Origin of the sequence: Pseudomonas sp. S9 (assembly GCF_000222125.1) — a bacterium.
Taxonomy (GTDB): domain Bacteria; phylum Pseudomonadota; class Gammaproteobacteria; order Pseudomonadales; family Pseudomonadaceae; genus Aquipseudomonas; species Aquipseudomonas segetis.
Genome location: NZ_AFFX01000002.1, coordinates 76,487 through 103,428, shown reverse-complemented (window position 1 = coordinate 103,428; position 26,942 = coordinate 76,487). Strand labels below are relative to the sequence as shown.

The window sequence follows — 26,942 nt, the reverse complement described above, 5'->3', positions numbered from 1 at the left end:
TCTGGCATTTCGCCGATTTAAGCCAGCTGAGTGCGCAACTGACGCGCTGCCGCGACCATATTTACCAACGCAGCTTCGGTTTCGGCCCAGCCACGGGTTTTCAAGCCACAGTCGGGGTTAATCCACAGCCGTTCCGCCGGGATGCGCTGCACTGCCTTGGTCATCAACTTGATGATTTCAGCGGTTTCCGGCACCCGTGGCGAATGGATGTCGTAGACACCAGGGCCAATGTCATTGGGATAATCGAAGGCTTCGAATGCATCAAGCAACTCCATGTCCGAACGCGAAGTCTCGATGGTGATGACATCGGCATCCATCGCCGCGATTGACTCGATCACATCATTAAATTCGCTGTAGCACATGTGCGTGTGGATCTGGGTTTGGTCCTGTACACCCGATGCACACAAGCGGAATGCCTCGGTCGCCCAGTCGAGATAATACTGCCAGGCCGCCTTGCGCAACGGCAGGCCCTCACGGAACGCGGCCTCGTCGATCTGGATGATCTTGATTCCGGCTCGCTCCAGGTCAACCACTTCATCACGAATTGCCAGTGCCAACTGCCGCGCCTGGACTTCAGGGCTGACATCTTCACGCGGGAAGGACCACATCAGCATGGTCACCGGCCCGGTCAGCATCCCCTTCATGACTTTGCTGGTCAGGCCCTGCGCATAACGAATCCATTCGACCGTCATGGCTTTAGGTCGGCTCAAATCACCAAAGATCACCGCTGGTTTCACGCAGCGCGAGCCATAGCTCTGGACCCAGCCAAAACGGGTGAACGCATAGCCATCGAGCTGCTCGGCGAAATACTCGACCATGTCATTACGCTCTGCCTCGCCATGCACCAGCACATCCAGGCCAAGGTCTTCTTGCACTTGAACTGCGTGGCGGATCTCACTGAACATCGCCTCGGTGTATTCAGCGCCTGACAATTTGCCTTGCTTGAATGACTGACGCGCCAGACGAATAGAGGCGGTCTGTGGGAAAGAGCCGATGGTGGTGGTTGGGAACGCTGGTAACTGCAGCCGTTCGCGTTGCAGGTCAATACGTTCAACAAAGGCTGATTTACGCTGGCTGTCTGCTGCTGTCACCGCACTCAAGCGCGCTTGCACCTCAGGTTTGTGAATGCGTTTTGACTGCTTACGGCTGAGCTGGACCTGTGCACTCTCGGCCAATGCAGCCTTGACCTCGGCAGACTCAGGATCGTTCAAGGCCTTGCCCAACAGCGCAATTTCCGAGCACTTTTGCACGGCAAACGACAGCCAGCCTTTAAGCTCGGTATCCAGCGCATCTTCTGGCTGCAGATCAACCGGGCTGTGCAGTAGCGAGCATGATCCAGCAACCCAAAGGTTGTCACCGAAGCGAACTTGCGCCTGCTTCAACGCCTGCAGCGCAGCACCCAGGTCGCAACGCCAGACATTGCGTCCATTGACCACGCCCAGTGACAGCACCTTATAGCTTGGCAGGCGATCAATCAGCAGCGGCAGTTGTTCGGGCGCCCGCACCCAATCGACATGCAAGCCATCGACTGGCAAGCCCACGACCAGACCAAGGTTGTCTTCAAGACCGCTAAAATAGGTCGCGACCAGTTTTTTCAGCGGCGCATGCTGGAGCAAGTGATAAGCGCGCTCGAAGGCGTTTTTCCAATCCTGCGGCAGGTCCAGGCCAAGAATGGGTTCGTCGATTTGCACCCACTCGACATCCAGGGCAGCCAGGCGTCCGAGAATCTCACCGTAGAGTGGCAACAGGCGCTCAAGCAGATCCAGTTTATCGAACTCATCGCCCTTGGCTTTACCCAGCCACAAATAGGTCAGCGGGCCAATCACTACAGGCTTGAACTTTTGCCCCAGGGCCTGGGCCTCGGCGACCTCCTCAAACAGCTGCTCCCAGCTCAGCTGGAAGCGCTGATCAACGCTGAACTCAGGCACCAGGTAGTGATAATTGGTATCGAACCACTTCGTCATCTCTTGCGCATGGGCGCCGCCACAACAGCTTTTGCTGACACCGCGAGCCATGCCAAATAAGGTATCCAAGGTTGGCTGGCCGACGTCAGGCCGAAAACGCTGGGGGATCACCCCAAATGTCAGGGAGTGTGTGAGCACCTGGTCGTACCAGGCAAAGTCACCCACTGGCAGCAAGTCGATTCCCGCATCCTTTTGCAGTTGCCAATGCGCAGCGCGCAGTTGGCGACCCACCGCACGCAAACCGGCCTCATCCAGCTCGCCTCGCCAATGGGCTTCCAGCGCCTTTTTTAATTCGCGGTCGCGACCGATGCGAGGAAAACCGAGGGAATGAGATACAGCCATGACTAATTACTCCATACAGATGATGGCCTGTATTCTCAACAACCGCTAATCATGAGACAAACTCAACATATTCGTATTGATCTATAGTTTTACTCATGTTCATATAGCGCCACGTCTGAACCTGCACACCGCTTTGTCTTTATTGCGCCCGCGACCGTGAGATCACCATGCTTGAACTTCGCCACCTGAAAACTCTGCACGCACTGCGCGAAAGCGACAGCCTGGTTGATGCAGCCGAACGCTTGCACCTGACTCAATCCGCTCTCTCGCATCAGTTCAAGGAGCTTGAAGAACGTTTGGGCATGCAGCTATTTGTGCGCAAGACCAAGCCTGTGCGCTTCACCAGTGCCGGCTTGCGCTTGTTGCAACTGTCGGACTCGGTATTGCCACTGCTGCGCAGGGCCGAACGTGACCTGTCGCGTTTGGCTGGCGGCACTGCTGGCAGATTGCATATGGCGATTGAATGCCACAGTTGTTTCCAGTGGCTGATGCCGACCATTGACCAGTTCCGCGATGCCTGGCCCGAGGTGGAACTCGACCTGGCCTCTGGTTTTTCCTTTGCACCCTTGCCAGCCTTGGCGCGTGGCGATCTCGACCTGGTAGTGACCTCGGACCCCCTCGAACTGGCGGGCATTACCTATATCCCGCTGTTCACCTATGAGGCCATGCTCGCCGTCGCCAACCAGCATGCGTTGGCAACCAAGGCCTTTATCGTCGCCGAGGATCTAGAGCAGGAAACGCTGATCACCTACCCTGTGGAGCGTGATCGCCTGGATATTTTTACCCGTTTCCTGGAGCCCGCCGACATCGAACCTGCGCAGGTTCGCACCTCCGAACTGACGGTGATGATGATGCAGTTGGTCGCCAGCGGCCGGGGCGTCTGTGGGTTGCCAAACTGGGCGCTGCACGAGTACAGCTCGCGCGGTTATGTGACCGCCAAGCGACTTGGCGAAAAGGGTTTGCTGGCCACACTCTATGCAGGAATTCGCACCGACATGCTCGATGCGCCCTTTATGCGTGACTTTTTGCTGACCGCCAAGGACACCTCATTCGCCAACCTTGAAGGTGTCAGCGTCGCCCGCTAACCAGCGCCTGGCTGCTCAGAGCCAGGTTCAGCCTGCGCGCGCAACAACAGCAACATCGACGCAGGCTGCATCTGCTGCGGCTGTTTGGGTTCCTGCAACCACTGCAATTGCCACCCCGCCTCGGCCAGCAAAGCGAGCCAGGATTGCAAGGTGCGAAAGAACCACGGCATGGGTTGGGTGAACTCATTGCCAAAGTCACTGAATGACTCAACCCGCCAACCGTCGACGTAGGGCTGGCTGGCGCAGGCCTGCCAGGGGTGCAAGGTCTGGATCAGCAGCAGGCCAGCGTCAGTCGCCCGGCTGCGCATGGCCTTGAGGCTGGGTAAAAGATCTTCCTCAAGCAGGGCAAAATTGCATACCAGTAAGTCAAATTTGCCCAATGCCTGCCCCGCCTCGGCGAGCTGGTCATAGCCAAGCTCATGATAGCGTTGCGCATAAGGGTCAGCTGCGCGAGCCTGCAAGATCAATGGCCGCGAGGCATCGACACCCAGCACCTCAATACCGCTTGCCGCCAGTGCCCGACACAGCCAGCCCTCACCGCAACCGACATCCAGCACGCGCCTGGGCGCACATTCAGCGATGGCATCAAGCACCGCAGCATCCGTAACCAGGCGACGGCTGGGCAGACACTGTTCACGAACAACCCTGGCCCACGCCTCGGCATTGGCCTGCCAACTGCGCATCAGTTGCCTGGGCTTATCAACTGGCATATCAACCTCGCTTCGGCTGGCTTTGGTGCCAGCCCTTGATCCTTTAACCTTGCTCCGTGCCTGCACTTTAGCCAAGCAGCGACTACCATCAAATATAGTGCTTGCTCGCCCATGGCCGAGCCCCGTGCGGTGGTAATATCTGCCCCTACGGATGAACCATAGGCATGCATGGAAATCGAAAGCTGACCGATGGTCTTTTTCCTTTAATACTTGCTGACTATGGTTTGCTGTCAGTCACCGCTGCTGAAACTACCAGCACAGGGCCACATACATGGAGCTAGACGTGCCACCACTCGACCCGCAAAAGCGCCTTGCCGCGCGCAATGCCACCTTGACCCACGAAGACGCACTGAACTGCATGGTTTATCGTCCGGATGAGCAAGACCCTGATGCTGAAGAGATTGACCTGGGCGATGCCAAGATTCTTTTCACCGGCGTCTTCGAAGCGCCAGCCGACTGGGATGAGCAGGAACGGGAAGAGTTTTTTGGCGATACCAACCCCGAGCTGTTCATGACTGCATTTATCGAGTGCGAGTCCAAGCCCGAGTCAGCACAGTTCTTCACGGTGGAAGGCAACGACTATGTCGCGACCATGCCGAACCCGGGTGAAGTGGTGATGTTCTACGTGCTCGACTACAGCGAAGATGACAACGGCCGTGAATACATCCTGGTGCGCGACGACGAACCCATGAGCTGATGAGCGCCGATGGGCCGCCAGCTTGGCGGCTCGATTTGCTGGCAGTGCTGTCCGCAAAGCCTTCCGGTGTCAGGTTCGGCGTTGCGTCTTGATATACAGCGCTTCGACTTTCTCCCGCGCCCAAGGCGTCTTGCGCAAGAAGGTCAGGCTCGACTTGATACTCGGGTCGCTTTTAAAGCAGCGGATATCAATACGCTGCGCCAGGCCATCCCACCCGTAAGCTGCAACCAACTGATTGAGAATTGCCTCAAGCGTGACGCCGTGTAGCGGATTGTTTGCGGTTTGAGTCATGCCATGCCCATGCAGCGAGTCGGTTGAGAAGCGCACCATAGCCAAGCCCGGGTGCGAACGGAAGCAATAAACGTAATTTCACCCGCAGTGCAGGCATTAAAAAACCGGTCCATGGTAACGCCCATGGACCGGTTTTGTGCTGCTCAACACTGGCTATCAGACAGCGTTGTACTCTTTCTCGGCGTCAGCGAAGCGCTTCTGCATGGTTGCAGACGGTTCTTTATCCAGCAGGCTGAAAAGCAAAATCGCCAGCGTTGCGAGGATGAAGCCAGGAATGATCTCGTACAGACCCAGACCGATGTAGTTCTTCCACACGATCACGGTGATGGCGCCGACCAACATACCGGCAAGTGCCCCGTTGCGGGTCATGCGGCCCCAGATGACGGAAAGCAGGACAACGGGTCCGAATGCAGCACCGAAACCGGCCCAGGCATAGGACACCAGGCCCAATACGCGGTTTTCTGGATCAGCAGCGAGCAAGATCGCGACCAAGGCAATCAGCAACACCATGCCACGACCCACCCAGACCAGCTCGGTTTGCGAAGCATCTTTGCGCAGGAAAGCTTTGTAGAAATCTTCTGTCAGCGCGCTCGAGCAGACCAACAGCTGGCAGCTCAAGGTACTCATCACGGCAGCCAGGATGGCCGACAACAGAACGCCTGCAACCCATGGGTTGAACAACAATTTGGCCAGTTCGATGAAGACCCGCTCAGGGTTTTCAGTTACTGGACCTGCAACCTCCGGGTGTACCGTGAAGTAAGCAATACCGAAGAAACCAACAGACACGGTACCGATCAGGCAAAGGATCATCCAGGCCATGGAGATACGACGTGCTGCAGGAATGGTTTTAACCGAGTCGGCCGCCATGAAGCGCGCCAGGATGTGCGGCTGGCCGAAGTAGCCCAGGCCCCAGGCCATCAGCGAAATCACACCAATGAAGGTTGCACCTTTGAACATGTCAAAGTTGGTGGCGTCTTGCATTTCAATTGCAGCGAATGTTGGATCTACGCCGCCGGTGGCGATCATTACGACCACTGGTGTCAGGATCAAGGCGAAGATCATCAGCGTTGCCTGTACGGTGTCAGTCCAGCTGACAGCCAGGAAGCCACCGATAAAGGTATAGGCGATGGTTGCCGCGGCACCGGCCCACAGTGCAGTCTCGTATGACATGCCAAAGGTGCTTTCAAACAGACGCGCACCTGCTACTACGCCCGATGCGCAATAAATGGTGAAGAACACCAGGATGACCAGCGCAGAGAAGATCCGCAGCACACGGCTATTGTCTTCGAAGCGGTTAGTGAAGTAATCCGGCAGGGTCAGTGCATTACCGTTGTGCTCGGTCTGCACCCGCAGGCGGCCTGCAACAAACAGCCAGTTCAGGTATGCACCGATCACCAGGCCAATGGCAATCCAGGCTTCGGACAAGCCTGACAGGTATACCGCGCCCGGCAAGCCCATCAGCAACCAGCCGCTCATGTCCGATGCACCTGCTGACAACGCAGTTACATAGCTGCCGAGGCTACGGCCACCGAGGATGTAATCGGACAGGTTCTTGGTACGCAGATAGGCAAACAGGCCGATCCCGATCATCAAAGCAATGTACACCACAAAGGTGACAAGCATGGGTGTGTTCGCAGTCATTGGGGTGTTCCCCTCTCGTTTGTTGTTATGGCAGCACGGGGTTGGCCCATGCCCTGTATGGCAAGCAGCGGTCGCGTGTAGCGCCCGCACCTCGGAATCCCTGAAAAGCTACTGCGCTAGATATTACGGCGTTAAAAACTGCTCAAATGCGCACTTAGGCCCACTAAACTCCGCTTTTCGCAGTTTTGTCCCTTGTCCTATCGTCGCTCGCTACCTTTTCACAGGATCCCACGTAATAAAGCGGATACCTTGTCTATACCCTGCGGCCGGAAAGCCCGGCCCAGCGTAATATCAGAACAACCGGCCCCCCCTTTAAGATCGAGCAATTAACCTGCAAGTCACTCAATCCGAGACGTCAGGCTCTTTTGAGCCCTCAATAAAACAACGGGCGAGGCCCGAAGGCACCCGCCCGTTAAAACTGCTTAAATCTCGTCGCCCAATGATAACAGCGACGCATTACCTCCGACTGCAGTGGTATTCACCGAAGTCGTGCGTTCGTTAACAAAGCGCAGCAAGTAGCTTGGACCGCCAGCTTTGGGCCCCGTACCGGATAACCCACAACCACCGAAAGGCTGCACGCCGACCACCGCACCAATCTGGTTACGGTTGATGTACAGGTTGCCCACGCGCGCCAAGGCTTCGATGCGCGCTGCGGTTTCCTCGTTGCGGCTGTGCACTCCAAGGGTCAAGCCATAACCGGTGCCGTTGATTGCACCGACCACGGCTTCCAGCTCGCTGGCCTGATAACGCACAAAATGCAGAATCGGACCAAAATTCTCTTTCTTCAACTCATTGATGCCGCCGATTTCGAAGGCGACGGGCGCCACGAAATGCCCATCAAGATCAGCCGCGAGTTGGGTTTCGGCAATCAGCTTGCCTTCGCTCTTGAGCGCAGCAATGTGGGCATCCAGGCCGGCCTTGGCTTCGGCATCGATCACCGGGCCAATATCATTGGCACGCAGGTGCGTCGGGCCAACCTTGAGCTCGGCCATCGCACCTTTGAGCAATTCCACTACGCGGTCGGCAATATCCGCCTGAACATAGAGCACACGCAGAGCCGAACAACGCTGGCCCGCACTGGTAAAGGCCGATTGCACGGCATCTTTGACCACTTGTTCTGGAAGGGCTGTCGAGTCAACGATCATCGCATTCTGGCCGCCGGTTTCGGCAATCAGCGCGGCGATTGGGCCTTCCTTTTCAGCCAGTTGGCGATTGATGATCCGCGCGGTATCGGTCGAACCGGTGAAGCACACGCCGGATACACGGGCATCGCGGCAGAACACACCGCCCAGGGTCGCACCATCACCCGGCAGGAATGCAATCACATCCTTGGGCAGGCCGGCCTCGAACATCAGCTCCAGCGCCCGTGCGGCGATCAGGCTGGTCTGCTCGGCCGGTTTTGCCAGCACGCAGTTACCGGCAACCAGCGCTGCGGCGATCTGGCCCAGGTAGATTGCCAGGGGGAAGTTCCAGGGGCTGACGCAGACAAAAATACCGCGACCTTCATGGAACAGCTCATTGCGTTCGCCGGTAGGGCCTTGCAGCTCTTCGCGGCCCAGGCGCAGACGCGCTTGCTGGGCGTAGTAGCGACAGAAATCGACGGCCTCGCGGACTTCATCAATACCGTCCTGCAGGCTCTTGCCTGCTTCCAGCGTGCACATTGCCATCAGCTCTGCGCGATGAGTTTCCAGCAGGTCTGCCAGGCGCTCGAAGATGCTGGCGCGATCGTCGATAGCAGTGGCATTCCAACGCGGCCAGGCGGCGCTCAATACATCCAGCGCCTGGGCGGCCTGGGCGGCACTGGCAAACTCAGCGCTGCCCACCACTTTGCTCAATTCATAGGGGCAGTGCACAGCCTGCGCAGTACCGGTGAGTTTTTCACCGTTGATAACCGGCGCGGCATGCCATTGGCGATTGAGATGAGGCTGATAGGCACTGTTCAATTCTGCCCAGGAATGTTCGATATTCATGTTGATGCCTTGGGAGTTTTTCCGAGCAGCACCAAACAGCGCAGGCGGAAGTGGAATTTTCTCATTGCTGAGCGATTTGAACTTGCGCAACTGCGTCACCGGGTGATCAAGAAGTGACTCAATCGGCGTGCCTGGATCAACCAGTTGATGCACGAACGACGAGTTGGCTCCGTTTTCCAGCAGGCGACGAACCAGGTATGGCAGCAAGTCCTTGTGAGCCCCCACCGGCGCGTAGATGCGCACATTGGTGGCGTGCTTTTCCAGTACGGTGTCATACAGTGCATCGCCCATGCCGTGCAGACGCTGGAACTCGAAATCACGCGGCTCTGGCAGTTCAGCGGCCATGGTCAGAATGCAACTGACCGTGTGCGCGTTGTGGCTGGCAAATTGCGGATAGATCACCCCACGGGTGAACTCTGACAACAAGAAACGAGCACAGGCCAGGTACGAGCTGTCGGTGCCTTCCTTGCGGGTAAATACCGGAAAGCCGTCCAGCCCCTGGACATGGCACTGCTTGATTTCGCTGTCCCAATAGGCACCCTTGACCAGGCGCAGCGGCATTTTCTCGTCCAGCTCTTTGCCCAGCAAGGTCAGCCATACCAGCACTGGCAGGCAACGCTTGGAGTAAGCCTGGATGACCAGGCCAACCTCGCCCCAGCCACTGATTGCCGGGTCACGCAGCAGTTTTTCGTAGAGCTCAAGTGACAGTTCTAGGCGGTCCGCTTCTTCGGCATCGATCGAGATGCCAACGTTCAACTTGCGGGCCCGTACACACAGCTCGCGCACGTTAGCGAACAGCTCAGTCAGCACACGCTCACGCTGCGCCACTTCATAGCGCGGGTGCAGCGCGGAAAGCTTGATGGAAACCGATGGCCGCGGGCCTTTACCGACTTGTGGTTCCGCACCGACGGTATCAATCGCCTGGCGATAGTCAGCCATATATTTATTGGCGTCTGCGGCGGTCAGCGCAGCCTCACCCAGCATATCGAAGGAGTAGCTGTAGCCCTTCTCACGCTCAGGACGACCATTTTTCAGTGCTTCGCTGATGGTGCGACCAAGTACGAACTGCTTGCCCATGAGTTTCATGGCCTGGTTCATGGCCGCGCGTATAACCGGCTCGCCGGAACGCTTGATCAGCTTGCCCAATACGTTTTTCGGGCGTCCATCTGCTGTTTCCGGGTCAACCACCTTGCCGGTCATGACCAGGCCCCAGGCGGCAAAATTGACCAGTACGCTGTCACTCTTGCCCAGGTGACGCTCCCACTCGGCGGCACTGAGCTTGTCGCGAATCAACGCATCGGCGGTAACGGCGTCCGGCACGCGCAGTAAAGCCTCGGCCAGGCACATGAGCATCAGCCCTTCCTGGGTGTCGAGGCTGTACTGACGAAGAAGTGCGTCGAGGGTATCGACAGCATTGTCCCGGCTACGCACATCTTCGATCAATGTGCGGGCATTCTGGCGGATAGCCTCAATACCGGCTTCACCGGGGTCGGCGAGCTGCAATAGCTCAGTAAGATAGGCTGCCTCGTCAACGCTGTAATTTGCGCTGATGACAGGGAAAAAATCGGCGGCCTTGGCGGCAGAGATCCGGGTTAGGAACTCGTCCTGCAAGACGTGACTGGCTTTAAACATCACGCCCATCCTCTTATGGAGACTGTTGTTGTGAGCACCTTTGCAGACTTCAATGCAGCTGTGTTGCCCGAACGACAAAACTTAGGCAACCCAACCAGGCGCAACTGGATGGCTGAATTTAGTGGCAGAGTGATTACAGCTTCTTACTGAAACCTCTGGAGTTTTTGCAGAAAGCTATGGGGCGGGGAACTAATTCCAGGCTGTTTTTTCAACCGGAACACCCGAAAAACAACCAGAGAGCCCGAACTAGAAGGTGTAAGAACCCTGAATCCGGCTAAAACCTGGCCTAATGGACAAAACCTTCCGCGCCACACTGCCCGGAGCATTGAGGCGGCGCATCAAGCATCCTGTGACGGGATGCGAACGGCAGTCAGGAACGGCGCATGCCGATGTGTTCGATACCGTCTTCCAGGTAAATATCAGTGCATGCAACAAAGTCATAACGCCCGTAGTAACCTTGCAAATGGGCTTGCGCCGATAAATATATCGGCACTTGCGGCCAGCGTCTGGCGCAGGCGTCCAGTGCATATACCATTAGTTCATGGCCCAGCCCGGAACCTCGCGCCGAAGGATCGGTGACCACACGGCCTATCACAACATGCCCATCATTGCGCGCAGGGTCGAGCAAGCGTAGATAGGCCTCCAGCCTGTCGTCTTGCCATGCCATCACATGAAGGGTGTCGCCCTGCATGTCGAGACCATCGATATCATTGTAGACACAATTCTGCTCGACCACGAAAACCGCACTGCGCAGCTTCAATATGGCGTATAGATCGGCCACGCTCAACTCGCCATGGTGCTTGGTCTGCCAGGTAACGGGCGGTGAAAGGGTCAAGACAAAGTCCTCTGTAAAGGTCTCGGCGCAAGCGGGCGCGTGAGGAGGTAACGCTAAATTGAGCTGCGCATGCGCTTAGGCGTCAAGCCCATGTAGCGGCGCATTGCTGTTGTCAGGGCGCTTTGTGAAGAGAAGCCGCACTCCTCGGCGATCCGAACCAGCGGCAAGTTGCTTTCTCGCAGTAAACGCGCAGCTTGATCCAGGCGGCTTTTAAGCAGGTATTGATGTGGGGTAAGGCCAACGCTGTCTTTGAACTGCGCATGAAAATGGCTTGGGCTCAGGCAAACGGTCTGGGCCAGTTCGGCCACGCTGATGCGCCGCGACAGATGCTCGACTATATAGCGATCCAGGCGCTCCAGGTTAAGTGCGCCGCTGACCTGGCGCCGCTGTTCGCCAAACAGGCGCAGGTGCAAGGCGCGCAACAATACGCCCCCCAGCGAGCGCGCAAGAATAGGATCGCTGCCGTAGCGCTCAAGCTCCGCGCCGGCATAGCTGAGCAAGTGCTGGAAGTCTGCATCCAGCTGCGGATAGCGCGGCGTTTCGAACAGATGCGTCAATAACGCTAGGTCTTCGCTGGTGGTGTCCTGCTCATCAAGATCGATGATCAGCATGCGGTTGTCGCCCATGCCCGCAAACTGGTGATCGGCATCGCCGGGAACCAGGCAGGCGCGCATCCGACAAACCTCTCCACCACTGCCGTTGACTTCGAATTCAGCACGACCGGACAACGAAAGCACCAACTGGTGGTGATCGTGGGTGTGTTCGTGGGCTTTATCATCGAGGCGGATTAGGCGGGCATTGAGCATCGCAAGGCGGCGTCCGAAGAGTGATTGCACATTTTACCTTCTAAACTGCCAAAACAGCAGCGTCGACGACAAATGGACAGGCCGTGACCATGCGCCGCAGGCAATCGGTGATTGAAAACCCCAAGTTACCCCCCATGTTTATGTCATAGCCCAACTGCAGGTGCAGCATGAACGAAGATAACGATATCGTCGTAGAACCAGAAAATAAGGATGACCAACGTCTGGCCCTGCCTAATCAGCAACTGCCAGACAAGCTCTATGTGATTCCGATTCACAATCGCCCGCTCTTCCCTGCCCAGGTGTTGCCGATCATCGTCAATCCCGACCCCTGGAGTTCGACCTTGCAACGGGTCAGCGATACGCCGCACAAGAGCATGGCACTGTTCTTTATCGATAATCCCCCCGCCGATGGAACAGCCCTGGACCCTGATGACTTGCCCGAGCACGGCACCCTGGTGCGCGTGCTCAATGCTTCCGAGGAAGGTGGCAAGTTGCAGTTTGTTGCCCAGGGCCTGACCCGCGTACGCATTCGTGGCTGGTTGAGCCGCAAGCCACCCTACCTGGCCGAGGTTGAATACCCGAAAACCCTGCTTGAGTCCCGTGACGAAATCAAAGCCTATGGCATGGCACTGATCAATGCGATCAAGGAACTGCTGCCGCTCAACCCGCTGTATAGCGAAGAACTGAAGAACTACCTCAATCGCTTCAGCCCCAACGACCCCTCGCCGCTGACCGACTTTGCCGCCGCCCTGACCACAGTGCCTGGCAATGAGCTGCAAGAAGTCCTCGACACTGTGCCGATGCTCAAGCGCATGGAGAAAGTGCTGCCGCTACTGCGCAAAGAGGTTGAAGTGGCACGGCTGCAAGGTGAGTTGTCGGCGGAGGTCAACCGCAAGATATCCGAGCATCAACGTGAGTTCTTCCTCAAGGAACAACTGAAAATCATCCAGCAGGAGCTGGGCCTGAGCAAGGATGATCGCAGCGCCGATATCGAGCAGTTCGAGCAGCGCCTGGAAGGTAAAACCCTGTCCGAGCATGCCCAAAAGCGTATTGATGAAGAGCTGGGCAAGCTGGCGATACTGGAAACCGGCTCACCCGAATATGCCGTCACCCGCAATTACCTGGATTGGGCCACGGCGCTGCCATGGGGCGTGTTTGGCGAAGACAAGCTTGACCTCAAGCATTCACGCAAAGTGCTCGACAAACATCACTCGGGCATGGACGACATCAAGTCGCGAATCACCGAGTTCCTTGCTGTAGGCGCCTTCAAAGGCGAAATCGCAGGCTCCATCGTATTGCTTGTCGGCCCGCCCGGAGTGGGCAAGACCAGTATCGGCAAATCGATTGCCGAATCCCTGGGCCGTCCTTTTTATCGCTTCAGCGTTGGCGGCATGCGCGACGAGGCCGAGATCAAGGGCCATCGGCGTACCTACATTGGCGCCCTGCCCGGCAAGCTGGTGCAAGCGCTGAAGGAAGTCGAGGTGATGAACCCGGTAATCATGCTCGATGAAATCGACAAGATGGGCAGCAGTTTTCAAGGCGACCCGGCTTCTGCCCTGCTGGAAACCCTCGATCCGGAGCAGAATGTCGAGTTTCTCGACCACTATCTCGACTTACGCATAGACCTGTCGAAAGTCTTGTTCATCTGTACCGCGAACACCCTCGACTCGATTCCTGGGCCACTGCTCGATCGCATGGAGATTATTCGTCTTTCCGGCTATATCACCGAAGAGAAACTGGCGATTGCTAAAAATCACCTGTGGCCAAAACAATTGGAAAAAGCCGGGGTACCGAAAAAACACCTGAGCATTACCGATGCAGCGCTACGTGGTGTCATTGAAGGCTACGCCCGTGAAGCCGGTGTGCGCCAGCTCGAAAAGCAACTGGGCAAGCTGGTGCGCAAGGCGGTCGTGCAATTGCTGGAGGCACCCGACACGCCGGTAAAAATCGGCCACAAGGACCTTGAGCGCTATCTCGGCATTGCGGTTTTCCGTAACGAACGGGTGCTCTCCGGCAAGGGCGTGATTACCGGTCTTGCATGGACCAGCATGGGCGGGGCCACGCTGCCGATCGAGGCCACACGCATTCACACCCTCAACCGTGGTTTCAAACTCACAGGCCAACTCGGCGAAGTGATGAAAGAGTCTGCTGAAATCGCCTACAGCTATATCAGCTCGAACCTTAAAAAATTTGGCGGTGACAGCAGCTTCTTCGACCAGGCATTTATTCACCTTCACGTCCCCGAAGGCGCAACCCCGAAAGACGGGCCAAGCGCTGGCGTGACCATGGCAAGTGCGCTGCTTTCGCTGGCACGCAACCAGGTGCCGAAAAAAGGCGTGGCTATGACCGGCGAACTGACGCTGACCGGGCAAGTGCTGCCCATTGGTGGGGTTCGCGAGAAAGTGATTGCCGCACGCCGGCAGAAAATCCATGAACTGATCCTGCCAGATGCCAACCGAGGCTCGTTTGAGGAACTGCCGGACTACTTGAAGGAAGGCATTACCGTGCACTTCGCCAAACGCTATAGCGATGTAGCCAAGGTGCTGTTTGAGTAAAGCTACAGGCAAGCAAAGGCTCAAGGGCGGACCTGCACTTGAGCCTTTGTCATCAGGGCAATGCTGTTTTTCGATGCGCTCAGGCTTACGTTTGGACATCGTCTGGGGCTATGCTGGACAACCATTTCCATCACCGGAGCCAAACATGACCGCAGTTTACCGCCTGCTGCCGCCACTCAGCCTCGCGTTGCTAGCCGGCTGCTCCACCCAATCAACGACCGTTAACCTGCAACAGCAAAGCGATTGCCCGCTGAGCCTCAGCACCGAGCAGCAACTGATCATCAGTTTGCCAAGCAACCCGACCACAGGTTTCCGCTGGGTTGTGCGCGATGCGGCCCCGGCTGTATTGACCAGCCTTGGCCCCGAGGTATACAGCAACCCTGAAGAATCGGGACTGGTCGGCAGTGCGGGTAAATCAACCTGGCGCTACACGGTCAAGCAACCGGGAGAAGGTCACCTGGTCATGACTTATCAACGGCCATGGGAAACCGAGGTTGCACCTGCGCAAACCTTTGACTGCACCATCAAGGTCAAGTAATTCGCCCGACTACACCGGTTCACCCGGGGTCGGCGCGAAAAGCTACTTCAAGCGTCATCTTCAGCGTTGGCAAGCAGCAATCAAAACGACATAGTCATGGCTTCCGCCACCTGGTCGAGAATTTGATATGCGTTGGTTGCTTTTAGCCCTCAGTGGCGCGGCACTGTTCATCTATGCAAGAGTTGCCGATCTTGCCCTGCTGGGTCTGCTGAGCAAAGGCATCCCGGTCATTGCGCTGCTGCTGTGGATGCAACAAGCGCCCGCTGGCACCTATAGCCGCTGGATTCGCATCGGGCTGCTGTGCTCGCTGGCTGGCGATATCCTGCTCGACTGGCCGGGCGACCTGTTCGTGTTTGGTCTGGGCGCCTTCCTGCTGGCCCACCTCGCTTATTTGCGCGCTTATTTCAGTGACTGCAAGCGGCCTGCCTGGCCCGCGCTGTTCATTGCGATCATAGTCGGTGGCGGCATGTTCAGCGTTCTGGCCAGTGCCGGACTCGGTCCTCTCCTGATTCCCGTGCTCTGCTATGCCACCGCTATCGGCGCCATGCTCTGGCGTGCCCTTGCCCGCCTGAACCAGCCACATATCAATCAGCAAGGCGCCTGGTTGGCGGCTGGTTGCGCGCTGCTTTTCGTGTTGTCCGATAGCCTTATCGGTATCAACCGCTTTGTCGCACCATTCGCCGCCGCGCCCTATGCGATTATCCTCACCTACTGGCTGGCGCAATGGGCAATCGCCGCGTCCGCTCAGCAGCGTTTTCGCTGAGACATCAACCGACACGGGCGTGCCTGGGCCGTTTTCCGGCCCATTGACACAATCATGGTTTGGTTAAGCAGCCAAGTTGGCTAAAATACGCGGATTTCCCGTCCTGTTTCGGAACCACCGTGAGCAAAGAGCCCGACCGCATATTTTCCCAACCGCTGGCGCAAGTACCGGACTTTGCCTTTAACGAGGATGTGGTCAGGGTATTTCCGGACATGATCAAACGCTCGGTGCCTGGTTATCCGACCATTGTTGAAAACATTGGCGTGCTCGCCAGCCAGTTCGCCAAGCCCCATAGCGTGCTCTACGACTTGGGCAGCTCGTTGGGCGCGGTCACCCAGGCACTACGTCGCCATGTACAGATTGAAGACTGCCGGGTCATCGCTATCGACAACTCCAGCGCAATGGTTGAGCGCTGCCGCGAATACCTGCATGCACAGGATTCGATGTTTCAAGAGTTGTTACCGGTCGAAGTGATCGAGGCCGACATCCTCAGCCTCCAATTCCAGCCAACATCACTGGTCGCGTTGAACTTCACCCTGCAGTTCATCAAGCCTGACCAGCGGCTTGAGTTGCTCGGGCGTATCCGCAATGCCTTGCTGCCTGGCGGCGCCTTGATCCTTTCGGAAAAGCTCTGCTTCGAAGATGATGAACAACAGCAATTGCTCACCGACCTGCACATCGCCTTCAAACGCGCCAATGGCTACAGCGAGCTGGAAATAGCCCAGAAACGCAGCGCTATTGAAAACGTGATGATTCCCGACAGCCTTGAAACCCACCGCGAACGCCTGCTTAGCGCAGGCTTCAGCAAGGTGACGCCTTGGTTCCAGTGCCTTAATTTTGCCTCGATGATTGCCCTACCATGATCCAGCGTTTTGATTTAGATGCACTGCAATCACAGCTCGCCGGGACGCCACTGCAGGAGTGGAGCGGCGACCTGCCACGGCAAATAGACAGCAAGCTGGCGATCGGCCATGGTGACCTGGAACGCTGGTATGCAGCGGTTCAAGCCTTGCCGCCCCTGGCAATCACTGAGCTGGAAATGCTGCAGGCGTTCAGCTTCGACGGCCCCTGCGACGAGTCGAGCCGTGAACAGTTAAAAACGGCTCTGCAGGGCTTGATCCCATGGCGCAAAGGCCCTTTTCAACTGTTTGGCGTGCATATTGATACCGAGTGGCGCTCCGACTGGAAATGGCAGCGCGTCGCGCCCTATCTGGATCTCAAGGACAAGCGCATCCTCGATGTTGGCTGCGGCAATGGCTATTACATGTGGCGCATGCTCGGCGCGGGCGCCAGCTGCGTGGTGGGCATCGATCCAAACTGGCTGTTTTTCAATCAGTTTCTGGCCATGAAGAACTACCTGCCGGAACAGCCCATCTGGCACCTGCCTTTGGCTGGCGAGGAACTACCACCGAAGCTGCAAGGCTTTGACACGGTGTTCTCGATGGGCGTGCTCTACCACCGGCGCTCCCCCATCGACCACCTGCTCGATCTCAAGGATTGCCTGGTCAAAGGTGGTGAGCTTGTGCTCGAAACCCTGGTTGTAGAGGGTGATGCCCAGCAAGTATTGCTGCCTGAGGATCGCTACGCGCAGATGCGTAACGTGTGGTTCTTGCCATCAGTTCCAGCATTGGAGTTGTGGCTACGCCGCGCAGGTTTTGTCGACATCCAATGTGTTGATGTGAGCACCACCTCAATCGAAGAGCAACGCGCCACCGAGTGGATGCGTTATCAGTCATTGCCCGAGTTTCTCGACCCAGCCGATCACAGCCGCACGATCGAAGGTCTACCGGCGCCGACGCGGGCCGTGATTACCGCACGTAAAGCTTAGGACCACTCCTCGGGGATTCCTTGAAGCCTGTAGTCGACTTCGGCCACATCATTGCATGGGCTGGGCAGTCGTCGTTGGCGGCTTGGTTCTGCTCACTCCATTCGCAGCTTTCATTGCTTGGCTTATACGTGCCAGTGGCGGTTGAAGTGATGACCACTTAGGGTCGACTCCAGTCTGTCGCGACAGGCTGAATACGGCCCACAACTGCCTATCCGAGAGGATTGCTGCTGTCGATCCAAAACGTTCTATTTCCCTTCATACGCCAGGTTTGCGCAGGCCACCCTTTCCAGCCTTTCTCTCGCCCCCCGCCCCGACCGCCCCCAGCATTTTCTGGAAGCTTGGGCATTCAATATGACGATCAGCAGGGCAGGACGCTACTCGGCGGAGCTCGTCGCGTATGGCGCTGAGTCGTTCGATGGTGCTGTCCAGTTCGTCAGCCTTTTGCTTGAGCCGCTGACGATCAATATCGGGCTGCCCCTCTGCGTCCAGCATGGCGACAAGATCGTCCAGTGAAAGCTCTGCCGATTGCCCGAGTGCGATCAAGGACAACCGCTCAAGTACATCGGCATGAAACACGCGACTCAGGCCACGCCGACCGATCGAACGGATAAGGCCTTTTTCTTCGTAGTAGCGCAGCGTTGAAGCCGGTATACCGGAACGTCGTGCCACTTCACCAATAACCAGCTCTTTCATGCTTGACCTCAAGTCGACTTGAACTTGCAGACTGCTCGTATCAAACCGCCAAAACAGGTTGAAGGCAAGGAGGTACGGCATGGAAATAAGCGAGACAGCACTGCGCATTCTGTTTGTTGGAATGGGGGCCACGCTGATTATGGACCTATCGGGTTTTATTCAAGCACGAGTGTTTGGTCTAGCGTCGCTTGACTATGGACTGGTCGGTCGTTGGCTGGGCCACATGTTGCGAGGGCGGTTTCGTCATGCCCCGATCATGGAGGCGGCTCCAGTCAGGAATGAACGCTTGGTCGGGTGGGCATTCCATTACATCACCGGTATTGTCTTCGCGATGGTGCTGATCGGTGCGAAAGGATCTGCCTGGCTCTGCAACCCCACACTGGCGCCTGCTCTGGTTATGGGGTTGGTCAGCGTAATTGCGCCCTTTTTCATCATGCAACCCGCGCTCGGTTTCGGCGTTGCCGGTTCGAAGACTGGGGTGCCGAGGGTAACAAGGCGCAGAAGCGTCACTGCGCACCTGACCTTCGGACTGGGACTTTTTGTGGCGGGATGGCTGCTGATGCTGCTCTTTCCGGCATCAATCTGCCTGCCTTGAGCGCCTTCGGTGCAGCAATGGTGCGGGGTGAGAGCCTAGGTTGAAAATGCCTGGCTTTGGCCGCTGCCTGCCTGACGCAATCACCCGCGGTTAGCTGCTGCCACTATCAATTGCTTCATTTCCCCCACGGCCTGTTTAAAACCGACAAACAAGGCGTGGGCGACCAGCGCATGGCCGATATTCAATTCGTTGATCCCGGCAATCGCCGCCACGGGTTCAACGTTGTGATAGTGCAAGCCATGCCCGGCGTTGACGATCAAACCCTGGCTGACGCCACGCTTCACACCATCGGCAATACGTGCCAATTCGACGGCTTGCTCCTGGGCTGTATGCGCATCGGCATAACGACCGGTATGCAACTCAACAGCAGGCGCGCCGACACGTTTGGAAGCGTCGATCTGTTGCGGGTCCGGGTCGATAAACAACGAAACCTCACAGCCTATCTTGCTCAAGCGCTCCACCGCCGCACGAATGCGCTCCTCCTGGCCTGCAACATCGAGCCCGCCTTCGGTGGTCAGCTCCTGGCGCGTTTCCGGCACCAGGCATACATGCTCGGGACGGATGCTTTCAGCAAATGCGAGCATCTCCTCAGTCACGCCCATCTCGAAGTTCATGCGTGTTTGCATCACCTCTTTAAGCAGGCGCACGTCGCGCTCCTGGATGTGCCGGCGATCTTCACGCAGGTGCACGGTAATGCCGTCGGCACCCGCTTCCTCGGCGTCCAACGCAGCCTTCACCGGATCTGGGTAACGTGTGCCACGGGCTTGGCGCAGCGTAGCGACATGATCAATATTCACACCCAGCAAAACACGATTGGCATCAGTCACGAGTAGGCTCCTTGAGGGTCATAAACAATTCACGGCTAACCAGCGGCTTGCCGCCTAGATGGGGGGCCAGTGCTTGGCGCATCAACCGTTTGGCAGCTGCTAGCGCACCCGGAGTTTGCCAGTTGGCGTCGGCCATGGCTAACAATTCGGCACCCTGGAATGCACCTGGCTGCCATTGGCCTATAGGCACCAGGCCGTCGTCTGTCTGCAAGCGATAGATACCATCACTGACCACGGCCTGGCCGTGCAAATCCCGGTCGAGGGCAAAACCATAGCCCAGTTGGTCGAGCAAACGCCACTCGAAGGAGCGCAACAAAGGCTCGATGGCCCGCCCCTGGCCAAGCGCAAGCAAGGTCAGGGCATAGTGATCGAAAATCGCTGGCTGGGCATCTTCGGCGGGTAACAAGCGAATCAGCAGTTCATTGAGATAAAGCCCACTGAACAGCGCCTCGCCTGACAATAGATTGGGGATGCCGGTTGCCTCGAGGCGCGAGACATTCTTCAACTCACCGCGACCGCGAAACTCGGCATCCAGGGCAACAAAAGGCCGCGCCAGGGTTCCGGCCTTGCCCCGTGCACCTCGTAAAACGGCGCGCAAGCGCCCTTGAGGCGTAAGGAAATCCACCAGCGCGCTGCTCTCGCGATACGCACGGCTGTGCAACACATAAGCGGGCTGGTTCAGCACAAGCATGGCAAGTATTGACTCGAAATGAACCGCGCGTGGCTGGGTGCCACGCGCGCATTGGAGCAAGCTTAACTGATCATGACGGCCTAATCTGCCGTGCTTGCTCAGATGTCGTCGTAACCGAGCGAACGCAAAGCCCGCTCATCATCCGACCAACCACCTTTGACCTTGACCCAGAGGTTGAGCATGACCTTGGAATCGAACAGCACTTCCATGTCCTTGCGCGCTTCCTGTCCAACTCGCTTGATGCGCTCACCCTTGTCGCCAATGATGATTTTCTTCTGGCCGTCGCGTTCAACCAGAATAAGCGCATGAATATGCAGAATCCGGCCTTCTTGCTTGAACTCTTCAATTTCAACGGTGATCTGGTAGGGCAACTCGGCGCCCAGTTGACGCATGATTTTTTCGCGCACCAACTCGGCGGCGAAGAAACGACTGGAGCGGTCAGTGATCTGGTCTTCGGGGAAGAAGTGATCGCCTTCCGGCAGGTGCGAGCTCACCAGTTTCTCAAGGGTTTCGAGATTATGGCCGTGGTGCGCGGAGATAGGCACGATCTCAGCCTTGGGCAACTGGGTAGCCAACCACTCCAGGTGCGGCATCAGGTCTGACTTGTCTTCAAGGCGATCGGTCTTGTTGATCGCCAGAATCACCGGGCCTTCAACGTACTGGATACGCTCAAGCACCATCTGGTCTTCATCCGTCCAACGGGTGCGATCAACCACAAAAATCACCACATCAACGTCTTTCAACGCCGAAGATGCGCTTTTGTTCATGTAGCGATTAAGCGCTTTCTCGTTGTTTTTATGCAGGCCTGGGGTATCGACATAGATAGCCTGGGCGCCATGTTCGGTCTTGATGCCGAGCATATTGTGGCGAGTGGTTTGCGGCTTGTGCGGGGTAATTGCAAGCTTTTGCCCAAGGATATGGTTCAGCAGCGTTGACTTGCCCCCGTTAGGCCGCCCAACGATGGCGACATAGCCACAGCGTGAAACAGGTGAATCAGTCATGGCCTTTCTCCACACCCAGGGCGATCAGGGCTGCCGCGGCGGCAACCTGTTCAGCAATGCGCCGACTAGCGCCCTGCCCCAGTGTTTTGTCATTCAATAAAGTCACCTGGCATTCAACGATGAATGTCCGACAGTGAGGCTCGCCCTGAATATCAACCACATCGTAACGCGGCAATTCGCAGGCACGGGACTGCAGGAACTCCTGCAGCCGCGTTTTTGGATCCTTGTTGGTATCGACCAGGGTCAGGCTTTCCAGCTCATTGGTCAGCCATGCCAGCACACGCTCACGCGCCGCCTCCATGCCCGAATCCAGGTAGATAGCACCGATCAATGCTTCCAGTGCATCGGCCAGGATCGACTCACGTCGAAAACCGCCGCTTTTAAGCTCGCCGGAACCCAGTCGCAGGTATTCACCCAGATCAAAGCCACGGGCCAGGATCGCCAGAGTTTCGCCCTTGACCAAGCGCGCGCGCAAGCGTGACAACTGGCCTTCTCGGGCTTGCGGGAAGCGCTCGAACAGCGCCTCTCCCGCAACAAAGTTAAGAATAGCGTCACCGAGGAATTCCAGGCGCTCATTATTGCGCCCAGCAAAACTGCGATGGGTCAGGGCCAGGACCATGTGGTCCTGGTCTTTAAAGGTGTAACCGAGCTTGCGCTCTAAACGGGCTAACGAATCATTCACGGCATACGCACACGGAATTCTTTATCAAAATGGACCACCAGATCGAGGTTCTCGATCAGCGGCTCACGCTTCTCGTATTTGAGATGAGCACGAAATTCATTGTTCTCGACTGTTACTTCAAGGGCATCCCGAAGCTTCAGGTCGCGAATACTGTTGACCTGCATGCCCTTGCTGACATGGTTGTAAAAATCACCAACGGTGCGGATATCCGCAGCCTTGTCGGTCTCGACCGAAGTGATGATCTTTTCCATCGACATATAGTCAAGGTAATGCGGTATTACCTTGAAAGCCGCGCTGGCAAAAAACGCAACAAGCCCCAGCACCAGCAACCAACTAATAATAGACATTCCCTTTTGCGAACGCGCAAATGTCATGATTAACCCCATTTATTAGAATTTTAAAACGCCAAAACGGCGAGCTAACAGACTATATATAGACTGCGGCGCTGATTTGAACAGCGCCGCATTTTCAGGTTTTAAATCAGTGAATCAGGCCAACGCGTGAAAAGTTTGGCAGATTACTCATTTTCGGATCCGGCCAGCTCATCCATACCGCAAAGGCCTTACCCACGATATTTTTGTCTGGAACCATGCCCAGCAAGGGCTTTGGAATGTTTGGGTCATTCCAGTAACGGCTGTCGTTGGAGTTGTCGCGGTTATCGCCCATCATGAAGTAGTGCCCTTCAGGCACCACCCACTCACCGCCGGGAACGGCGTGATAACGCTTCATTTCCTTGCGAATCAAATGCTCAGCTTCGCCCAGTTTCTCGTTGTAGAGCATCACGCTGCCGAGGCTGCCTGGCTCTTCACCGATCAGCTGTTGAGCGACCAGCTTGCCGTTCACATAGAGGTGCTTGTCCTTGGTGTAACGGATCTGGTCGCCCGGCAAGCCCACTACCCGCTTGATGTAGTTGATGTTCGGATCGCTTGGATAGCGAAACACCATTACATCACCACGCTGCGGGTCTTCGACCTGGATAACCTTGGTATCGATGACCGGCAAACGAATACCGTAGGCAAACTTGTTTACCAGGATGAAGTCACCGACTTCCAGAGTCGGGCGCATTGAGCCCGATGGAATCTGGAAGGGTTCAACCAGAAAGGAGCGCAGTATCAGCACAATCGCCAATACGGGAAAGAAAGACTTGCCGTACTCGACCAGCAGCGGCTCTTTATTCAGTCGTTCAATCACCTGCTCGTCGGCCTCGCCAGCAACCTGACCTTGATAGGTTGCGATTGCATTACGCCGACGTGGAGCCAGAAACACCAAGTCAAATAAAGCCAAGGCACCACACACGGCAACTGCGATGACCAGTAACAGCGGGAAATTGATCGACATATGTCTTAACTATCCACTTTGAGAACAGCAAGGAAGGCGTCTTGTGGTATTTCCACATTACCGACCTGCTTCATTCTTTTCTTACCGGCCTTCTGCTTTTCCAGCAGCTTACGTTTACGACTTACGTCGCCACCGTAGCATTTGGCCAGTACGTTTTTACGCAAAGCCTTGACGCTTGTACGCGCAATGATTTGCCCACCAATTGCAGCCTGAATTGCCACATCGAACATCTGACGCGGAATCAGTTCCTTCATTTTCTCGGTCAACTGGCGACCTTTGTATTGCGCCTTGTCACGGTGCACGATCAGCGCCAATGCATCGACCTTGTCGCCGTTGATCAGCACATCCAACTTGACCAGATTAGCCGACTGGAAACGGTCGAAGCTGTAGTCCAGCGACGCATAACCACGACTTACCGACTTGAGGCGGTCGAAAAAGTCGAGCACCACCTCGTTCATTGGCAGGTCGTAGGAAACCTGGACCTGACTGCTCAGGTACTGCATATCGATTTGTACGCCGCGCTTTTCGATACACAGGGTAATGACGTTACCCAAATGCTCCTGCGGCACCAGGATATTGGCGCGCACTATGGGCTCGCGCATATCTTCGATAGCCGAGATATCCGGCAACTTCGATGGGTTGTCGACGTAGATGGTTTCGCCGGTTTTTAGCACGACCTCAAAGACTACGGTCGGCGCCGTGGTAATCAGGTCCAGGTCATACTCACGCTCAAGGCGCTCCTGGATGATCTCCATGTGCAGCATGCCGAGGAAGCCAATGCGGAAACCAAAGCCCAAGGCGTCGGAGCTTTCCGGCTCGTACTGCAATGCAGCATCGTTGAGCGTCAGCTTCTGCAGGGCTTCACGGAAGTCTTCAAAGTCATCGGAGCTGACCGGGAACAAGCCAGCGTAGACCTGCGGCTTGACGCGTTTGAAGCCGGGCAGCATATCGACATCAGGGGTCGTCGACAGGGTCAGGGTATCGCCCACTGGCGCACCATGAATGTCCTTGATACCGGCGATAATAAAGCCCACTTCACCGGCTTTAAGATCGGCTGTGGCAGTGTGCTTGGGGTTGAAGACGCCAACGCTGTCGACCTGATGCATCTTGCCGGTGGATTTGACCAGCACCTTGTCGCCCTTCTTGATCCGCCCGTGACGCACGCGCACCAGGGAGACAACACCCAGGTAGTTGTCAAACCAGGAGTCGATGATCAACGCTTGCAGCGGTGCATCAATCTCGCCGGTTGGTGCCGGAATGGTGGTAACAAGACGCTCCAGCACTTCATCGACGCCCATGCCGCTCTTGGCACTACAGGCCACGGCATCAGTCGCATCGATACCGATGATATGTTCGATTTCTTCCTTGACTCGCTCAGGCTCGGCCTGCGGCAAGTCCATCTTGTTCAGTACCGGCATGACCTCAAGGCCCTGCTCGATAGCGGTATAGCAGTTAGCTACCGACTGCGCCTCAACACCCTGGCCGGCATCGACCACCAGCAACGCGCCTTCGCACGCAGCCAGCGAACGACTGACTTCATAGGTGAAGTCAACGTGGCCAGGCGTATCAATGAAGTTCAACTGATAGGTTTTGCCGTCACGCGCCTTGTAATACAAGGTCACGCTGTGCGCCTTGATGGTAATGCCGCGCTCGCGCTCCAAGTCCATGGAGTCCAGCACCTGGGCCTCCATTTCGCGCTCAGTCAGACCACCGCACATTTGAATAAAGCGGTCAGCAAGCGTCGACTTGCCGTGGTCAATATGGGCAATAATACTGAAATTACGTATGTGGCTCAGGTCACTCACAAGACAACACTCAAAAAGATCGCAGGCGACGGCCCGCCGAAAATAGCCGCGAAGTGTACCCGATTTACCGCCAACTCGTCACCCACGGCCCCAACCTCGCTGATATAAGGCTGACAACCTGCCGCAAAGCCTGCACAGCGGCAGATTCGCCGGGGGCAAGACACAAAAAAGGGCGATTAAATCGCCCTTTTCCGCTGCCGACTGTTACTCAGACAATTTGAAGGTAATGAAGCTTGCGCGGCCCTTGCGCAATACGCGCATCGACACCGAGCGATCCTTCGGCAGGGCCTTGGCGACAGCCGCAAAGGTTTTGCCAGAGTCAATCGCCTGATTGTTCAGGTGAGTAATGACATCCCCCTGACGCAAACCGATCAACGCAGCCGGTCCATCCATGACCTCGCTGATCACCACGCCACCCTTGAGATCCAGCGCTTTCTTTTGCTCGGCGCTCAACTCAGCCACTTTAACGCCCAGGCGGTTGCTGCTTTGCTCGGCGCTTGGTGCCGCATCGCCAGCCAGAGCAGTGCCATCTTCAGGTAGCGAGCCGATGGTCAGGTCAAGCGTCTTGCGAGCGCCATCACGAACAACTTCCATCTTCGCCTTGGAACCAGGCTTCAAGCCACCGACAAGGTGCGGCAGGTCAGCAGACATGATGATCGGCTTGCCATTGAGGCTCAGGATTACATCACCCACCTGCAAACCACTCTTGGCACCCGGGCCACCTTCAAGCACCGGGGCAACCAGGGCGCCTGCCGGCTTGTCCAAGCCAAACGACTCGGCCAGGTCCTTGTTCACTTCCTGGATGACCACGCCCAGCCAGCCGCGACTGACCTTACCATCAGCCTTGAGTTGATCAGCTACATCCATTGCCACGCTCATGGGAATCGCAAAGGACAACCCCATGAAACCACCGGAACGGGTGAAAATCTGCGAGTTGATGCCTACGACCTCACCCTCGAGGTTGAACAGCGGACCGCCTGAGTTGCCTGGGTTGATCGCCACATCGGTCTGAATAAAAGGCACGTAGCTTTCATTCGGCAGACTACGCCCCTTGGCGCTGACGATACCGGCCGTCACCGAATGGTCGAAACCAAATGGCGAACCAATGGCCAACACCCACTCACCGACCTTGAGGTCTTCCGACTTGCCCAGCTTTACTGTGGGCAGGTCCTTGGCATCGACCTTGAGCAGGGCCACGTCACTGCGCGGGTCTGCGCCGATCACCTTGGCCTCGAGCTCACTGCGATCCGACAGGCGAACAATGATTTCATCGGCATCGGCGATCACATGATTGTTGGTCATGATGTAGCCGTCGGAGGAAATAATGAACCCAGAACCCAGCGATTGCGCTTCACGCTGACGGCCATGGCTCGGCGGTCGTGGCTGCTGTGGAATGCTGCGCTCGAAGAATTCACGAAACATCGGCGGCAGCCCCTCAAGGTCGGGTGCAGACATACCGCCAGAGCTTGCGACTGCATCTGGGATTTTTTGCCGCGTACTGATGTTTACAACTGCGGGCGAGGCCTTCTCAACCAACTCAGTGAAGTCAGGCAGCTCAGCACGAGCGGTGAGCGCCTGCCCCATTAGCAACAATGAGAGCACAGCGGAACAACATATTTTCAGGCTAGGCATTAACGTAAAGCTCCCCATCCG

24 protein-coding genes are annotated in these 26,942 nt (G+C 56.6%); 8 read left to right on the top strand and 16 right to left on the bottom strand.

The features are described 5' to 3' along the window. Positions 1-17 precede the first annotated feature (17 nt). Positions 18-2,306, bottom strand: a complete 2,289-nt coding sequence (metE, locus tag PSES9_RS0104235; protein ID WP_010484458.1) for a 5-methyltetrahydropteroyltriglutamate--homocysteine S-methyltransferase — start codon at positions 2,304-2,306, stop codon at positions 18-20. A 167-nt stretch (positions 2,307-2,473) separates the two neighbouring features. Between metE and metR the strand changes: the two genes are divergently transcribed. Beyond that, on the top strand, positions 2,474-3,391 hold the full coding sequence (gene metR, locus PSES9_RS0104230; RefSeq protein WP_010484457.1) for a transcriptional regulator MetR: 918 nt from the start codon (positions 2,474-2,476) through the stop codon (positions 3,389-3,391). On the opposite strand, the gene PSES9_RS0104225 is transcribed toward metR, so the two are convergent. After that, on the bottom strand, positions 3,388-4,101 hold the full coding sequence (locus PSES9_RS0104225; RefSeq protein WP_010484455.1) for a class I SAM-dependent methyltransferase: 714 nt from the start codon (positions 4,099-4,101) through the stop codon (positions 3,388-3,390). The two genes, metR and PSES9_RS0104225, sit on opposite strands and share 4 nt — an antisense overlap. A 283-nt stretch (positions 4,102-4,384) precedes the next feature. On the opposite strand from PSES9_RS0104225, the gene PSES9_RS0104220 reads away from it, so the two are divergent. After that, the gene (locus PSES9_RS0104220) at positions 4,385-4,798 is read left to right on the top strand and encodes a hypothetical protein (RefSeq protein WP_010484454.1); all 414 of its coding nucleotides are present in this window, start codon (positions 4,385-4,387) and stop codon (positions 4,796-4,798) included. 69 nt (positions 4,799-4,867) lie between these two features. Here the strand turns inward: PSES9_RS0104220 and PSES9_RS0104215 are convergent, their stop codons facing one another. The 5 genes from PSES9_RS0104215 to PSES9_RS0104195 all read right to left on the bottom strand — a co-directional run bounded on the left by PSES9_RS0104215 (position 4,868) and on the right by PSES9_RS0104195 (position 11,973). Then, positions 4,868-5,089, bottom strand: a complete 222-nt coding sequence (locus tag PSES9_RS0104215; protein WP_010484452.1) for a VF530 family DNA-binding protein — start codon at positions 5,087-5,089, stop codon at positions 4,868-4,870. Between the two features lie 156 nt (positions 5,090-5,245). After that, positions 5,246-6,730 (bottom strand): sodium/proline symporter PutP, encoded by a 1,485-nt coding sequence (putP, locus tag PSES9_RS0104210; protein ID WP_010484450.1) that lies wholly within the window; start codon positions 6,728-6,730, stop codon positions 5,246-5,248. A gap of 422 nt (positions 6,731-7,152) precedes the next feature. After that, positions 7,153-10,332 (bottom strand): bifunctional proline dehydrogenase/L-glutamate gamma-semialdehyde dehydrogenase PutA, encoded by a 3,180-nt coding sequence (gene putA / locus PSES9_RS0104205; RefSeq protein ID WP_010484448.1) that lies wholly within the window; start codon positions 10,330-10,332, stop codon positions 7,153-7,155. A gap of 370 nt (positions 10,333-10,702) precedes the next feature. Continuing rightward, positions 10,703-11,167: a GNAT family N-acetyltransferase gene (locus PSES9_RS0104200; protein ID WP_010484446.1), complete on the bottom strand. Its 465-nt coding sequence runs from the start codon at positions 11,165-11,167 to the stop codon at positions 10,703-10,705. 53 nt (positions 11,168-11,220) lie between these two features. Then, a complete protein-coding gene (locus tag PSES9_RS0104195; RefSeq protein ID WP_010484445.1) occupies positions 11,221-11,973 on the bottom strand; it encodes an AraC family transcriptional regulator in 753 nt (250 codons plus the stop codon). 167 nt (positions 11,974-12,140) lie between these two features. On the opposite strand from PSES9_RS0104195, the gene lon reads away from it, so the two are divergent. The 5 genes from lon to cmoB all read left to right on the top strand — a co-directional run bounded on the left by lon (position 12,141) and on the right by cmoB (position 17,657). Beyond that, positions 12,141-14,528, top strand: coding sequence for an endopeptidase La (lon, locus tag PSES9_RS0104190; RefSeq protein ID WP_010484442.1), 2,388 nt, complete (start codon positions 12,141-12,143; stop codon positions 14,526-14,528). A 145-nt stretch (positions 14,529-14,673) separates the two neighbouring features. Then, entirely contained in the window at positions 14,674-15,066 is a 393-nt protein-coding gene (locus tag PSES9_RS0104185) for a protease inhibitor I42 family protein (protein ID WP_010484440.1), read from the top strand. Positions 15,067-15,193: 127 nt separating this feature from the next. Next, positions 15,194-15,829 carry a lysoplasmalogenase gene (locus tag PSES9_RS0104180; RefSeq protein WP_010484438.1) on the top strand — a complete coding sequence of 212 codons (636 nt, stop codon included), beginning with the start codon at positions 15,194-15,196 and terminating at the stop codon, positions 15,827-15,829. Between the two features lie 119 nt (positions 15,830-15,948). Then, positions 15,949-16,692, top strand: a complete 744-nt coding sequence (gene cmoA, locus PSES9_RS0104175) for a carboxy-S-adenosyl-L-methionine synthase CmoA (RefSeq protein WP_010484436.1) — start codon at positions 15,949-15,951, stop codon at positions 16,690-16,692. Continuing rightward, positions 16,689-17,657, top strand: a complete 969-nt coding sequence (gene cmoB, locus PSES9_RS0104170) for a tRNA 5-methoxyuridine(34)/uridine 5-oxyacetic acid(34) synthase CmoB (protein WP_010484434.1) — start codon at positions 16,689-16,691, stop codon at positions 17,655-17,657. Before cmoA ends, cmoB begins: the two co-directional genes overlap by 4 nt. A gap of 255 nt (positions 17,658-17,912) precedes the next feature. Here cmoB and PSES9_RS0104165 read toward each other — a convergent pair whose 3' ends face one another. After that, the gene (locus PSES9_RS0104165) at positions 17,913-18,350 is read right to left on the bottom strand and encodes a helix-turn-helix domain-containing protein (protein WP_029529364.1); all 438 of its coding nucleotides are present in this window, start codon (positions 18,348-18,350) and stop codon (positions 17,913-17,915) included. A 79-nt stretch (positions 18,351-18,429) separates the two neighbouring features. On the opposite strand from PSES9_RS0104165, the gene PSES9_RS0104160 reads away from it, so the two are divergent. After that, positions 18,430-18,945, top strand: coding sequence for a DUF2938 domain-containing protein (locus tag PSES9_RS0104160; RefSeq protein ID WP_010484430.1), 516 nt, complete (start codon positions 18,430-18,432; stop codon positions 18,943-18,945). A gap of 80 nt (positions 18,946-19,025) precedes the next feature. Here the strand turns inward: PSES9_RS0104160 and pdxJ are convergent, their stop codons facing one another. From pdxJ to PSES9_RS0104120, 8 genes are all read right to left on the bottom strand, one after another. Continuing rightward, a complete protein-coding gene (gene pdxJ, locus PSES9_RS0104155) occupies positions 19,026-19,772 on the bottom strand; it encodes a pyridoxine 5'-phosphate synthase (RefSeq protein ID WP_010484428.1) in 747 nt (248 codons plus the stop codon). After that, complete coding sequence (gene recO / locus PSES9_RS0104150) at positions 19,765-20,463, bottom strand: DNA repair protein RecO (RefSeq protein ID WP_010484426.1); 699 nt, start codon at positions 20,461-20,463, stop codon at positions 19,765-19,767. Before recO ends, pdxJ begins: the two co-directional genes overlap by 8 nt. A 98-nt stretch (positions 20,464-20,561) precedes the next feature. Continuing rightward, positions 20,562-21,464: a GTPase Era gene (gene era / locus PSES9_RS0104145; RefSeq protein WP_010484424.1), complete on the bottom strand. Its 903-nt coding sequence runs from the start codon at positions 21,462-21,464 to the stop codon at positions 20,562-20,564. Beyond that, on the bottom strand, positions 21,457-22,146 hold the full coding sequence (rnc, locus tag PSES9_RS0104140) for a ribonuclease III (protein ID WP_010484422.1): 690 nt from the start codon (positions 22,144-22,146) through the stop codon (positions 21,457-21,459). The genes era and rnc overlap by 8 nt, the downstream gene beginning before the upstream one ends. Further along, positions 22,143-22,520: a DUF4845 domain-containing protein gene (locus PSES9_RS0104135; RefSeq protein ID WP_010484420.1), complete on the bottom strand. Its 378-nt coding sequence runs from the start codon at positions 22,518-22,520 to the stop codon at positions 22,143-22,145. The genes rnc and PSES9_RS0104135 overlap by 4 nt, the downstream gene beginning before the upstream one ends. A 106-nt stretch (positions 22,521-22,626) precedes the next feature. Next, positions 22,627-23,484, bottom strand: coding sequence for a signal peptidase I (lepB, locus tag PSES9_RS0104130; protein WP_010484418.1), 858 nt, complete (start codon positions 23,482-23,484; stop codon positions 22,627-22,629). 5 nt (positions 23,485-23,489) lie between these two features. Further along, positions 23,490-25,289: a translation elongation factor 4 gene (gene lepA / locus PSES9_RS0104125; protein WP_010484416.1), complete on the bottom strand. Its 1,800-nt coding sequence runs from the start codon at positions 25,287-25,289 to the stop codon at positions 23,490-23,492. A gap of 204 nt (positions 25,290-25,493) precedes the next feature. Next, positions 25,494-26,921 (bottom strand): DegQ family serine endoprotease, encoded by a 1,428-nt coding sequence (locus tag PSES9_RS0104120; RefSeq protein WP_029529363.1) that lies wholly within the window; start codon positions 26,919-26,921, stop codon positions 25,494-25,496. Positions 26,922-26,942 lie beyond the last annotated feature (21 nt).

Excerpts from the sequence above, each read along its gene's own strand:
- metE (WP_010484458.1), bottom strand. The coding sequence starts at position 2,306 with ATGGCTGTATCTCATTCCCTCGGTTTTCCTCGCATCGGTCGCGACCGC.
- metR (WP_010484457.1), top strand. The coding sequence starts at position 2,474 with ATGCTTGAACTTCGCCACCTGAAAACTCTGCACGCACTGCGCGAAAGC.
- PSES9_RS0104225 (WP_010484455.1), bottom strand. The coding sequence starts at position 4,101 with ATGCCAGTTGATAAGCCCAGGCAACTGATGCGCAGTTGGCAGGCCAAT.
- PSES9_RS0104215 (WP_010484452.1), bottom strand. The coding sequence starts at position 5,089 with ATGACTCAAACCGCAAACAATCCGCTACACGGCGTCACGCTTGAGGCA.
- putP (WP_010484450.1), bottom strand. The coding sequence starts at position 6,730 with ATGACTGCGAACACACCCATGCTTGTCACCTTTGTGGTGTACATTGCT.
- putA (WP_010484448.1), bottom strand. The coding sequence starts at position 10,332 with ATGTTTAAAGCCAGTCACGTCTTGCAGGACGAGTTCCTAACCCGGATC.
- PSES9_RS0104195 (WP_010484445.1), bottom strand. The coding sequence starts at position 11,973 with ATGCTCAATGCCCGCCTAATCCGCCTCGATGATAAAGCCCACGAACAC.
- lon (WP_010484442.1), top strand. The coding sequence starts at position 12,141 with ATGAACGAAGATAACGATATCGTCGTAGAACCAGAAAATAAGGATGAC.
- PSES9_RS0104185 (WP_010484440.1), top strand. The coding sequence starts at position 14,674 with ATGACCGCAGTTTACCGCCTGCTGCCGCCACTCAGCCTCGCGTTGCTA.
- PSES9_RS0104180 (WP_010484438.1), top strand. The coding sequence starts at position 15,194 with ATGCGTTGGTTGCTTTTAGCCCTCAGTGGCGCGGCACTGTTCATCTAT.
- cmoB (WP_010484434.1), top strand. The coding sequence starts at position 16,689 with ATGATCCAGCGTTTTGATTTAGATGCACTGCAATCACAGCTCGCCGGG.
- PSES9_RS0104165 (WP_029529364.1), bottom strand. The coding sequence starts at position 18,350 with ATGAAAGAGCTGGTTATTGGTGAAGTGGCACGACGTTCCGGTATACCG.
- PSES9_RS0104160 (WP_010484430.1), top strand. The coding sequence starts at position 18,430 with ATGGAAATAAGCGAGACAGCACTGCGCATTCTGTTTGTTGGAATGGGG.
- recO (WP_010484426.1), bottom strand. The coding sequence starts at position 20,463 with ATGCTTGTGCTGAACCAGCCCGCTTATGTGTTGCACAGCCGTGCGTAT.
- era (WP_010484424.1), bottom strand. The coding sequence starts at position 21,464 with ATGACTGATTCACCTGTTTCACGCTGTGGCTATGTCGCCATCGTTGGG.
- PSES9_RS0104135 (WP_010484420.1), bottom strand. The coding sequence starts at position 22,520 with ATGACATTTGCGCGTTCGCAAAAGGGAATGTCTATTATTAGTTGGTTG.
- lepB (WP_010484418.1), bottom strand. The coding sequence starts at position 23,484 with ATGTCGATCAATTTCCCGCTGTTACTGGTCATCGCAGTTGCCGTGTGT.
- PSES9_RS0104120 (WP_029529363.1), bottom strand. The coding sequence starts at position 26,921 with ATGCCTAGCCTGAAAATATGTTGTTCCGCTGTGCTCTCATTGTTGCTA.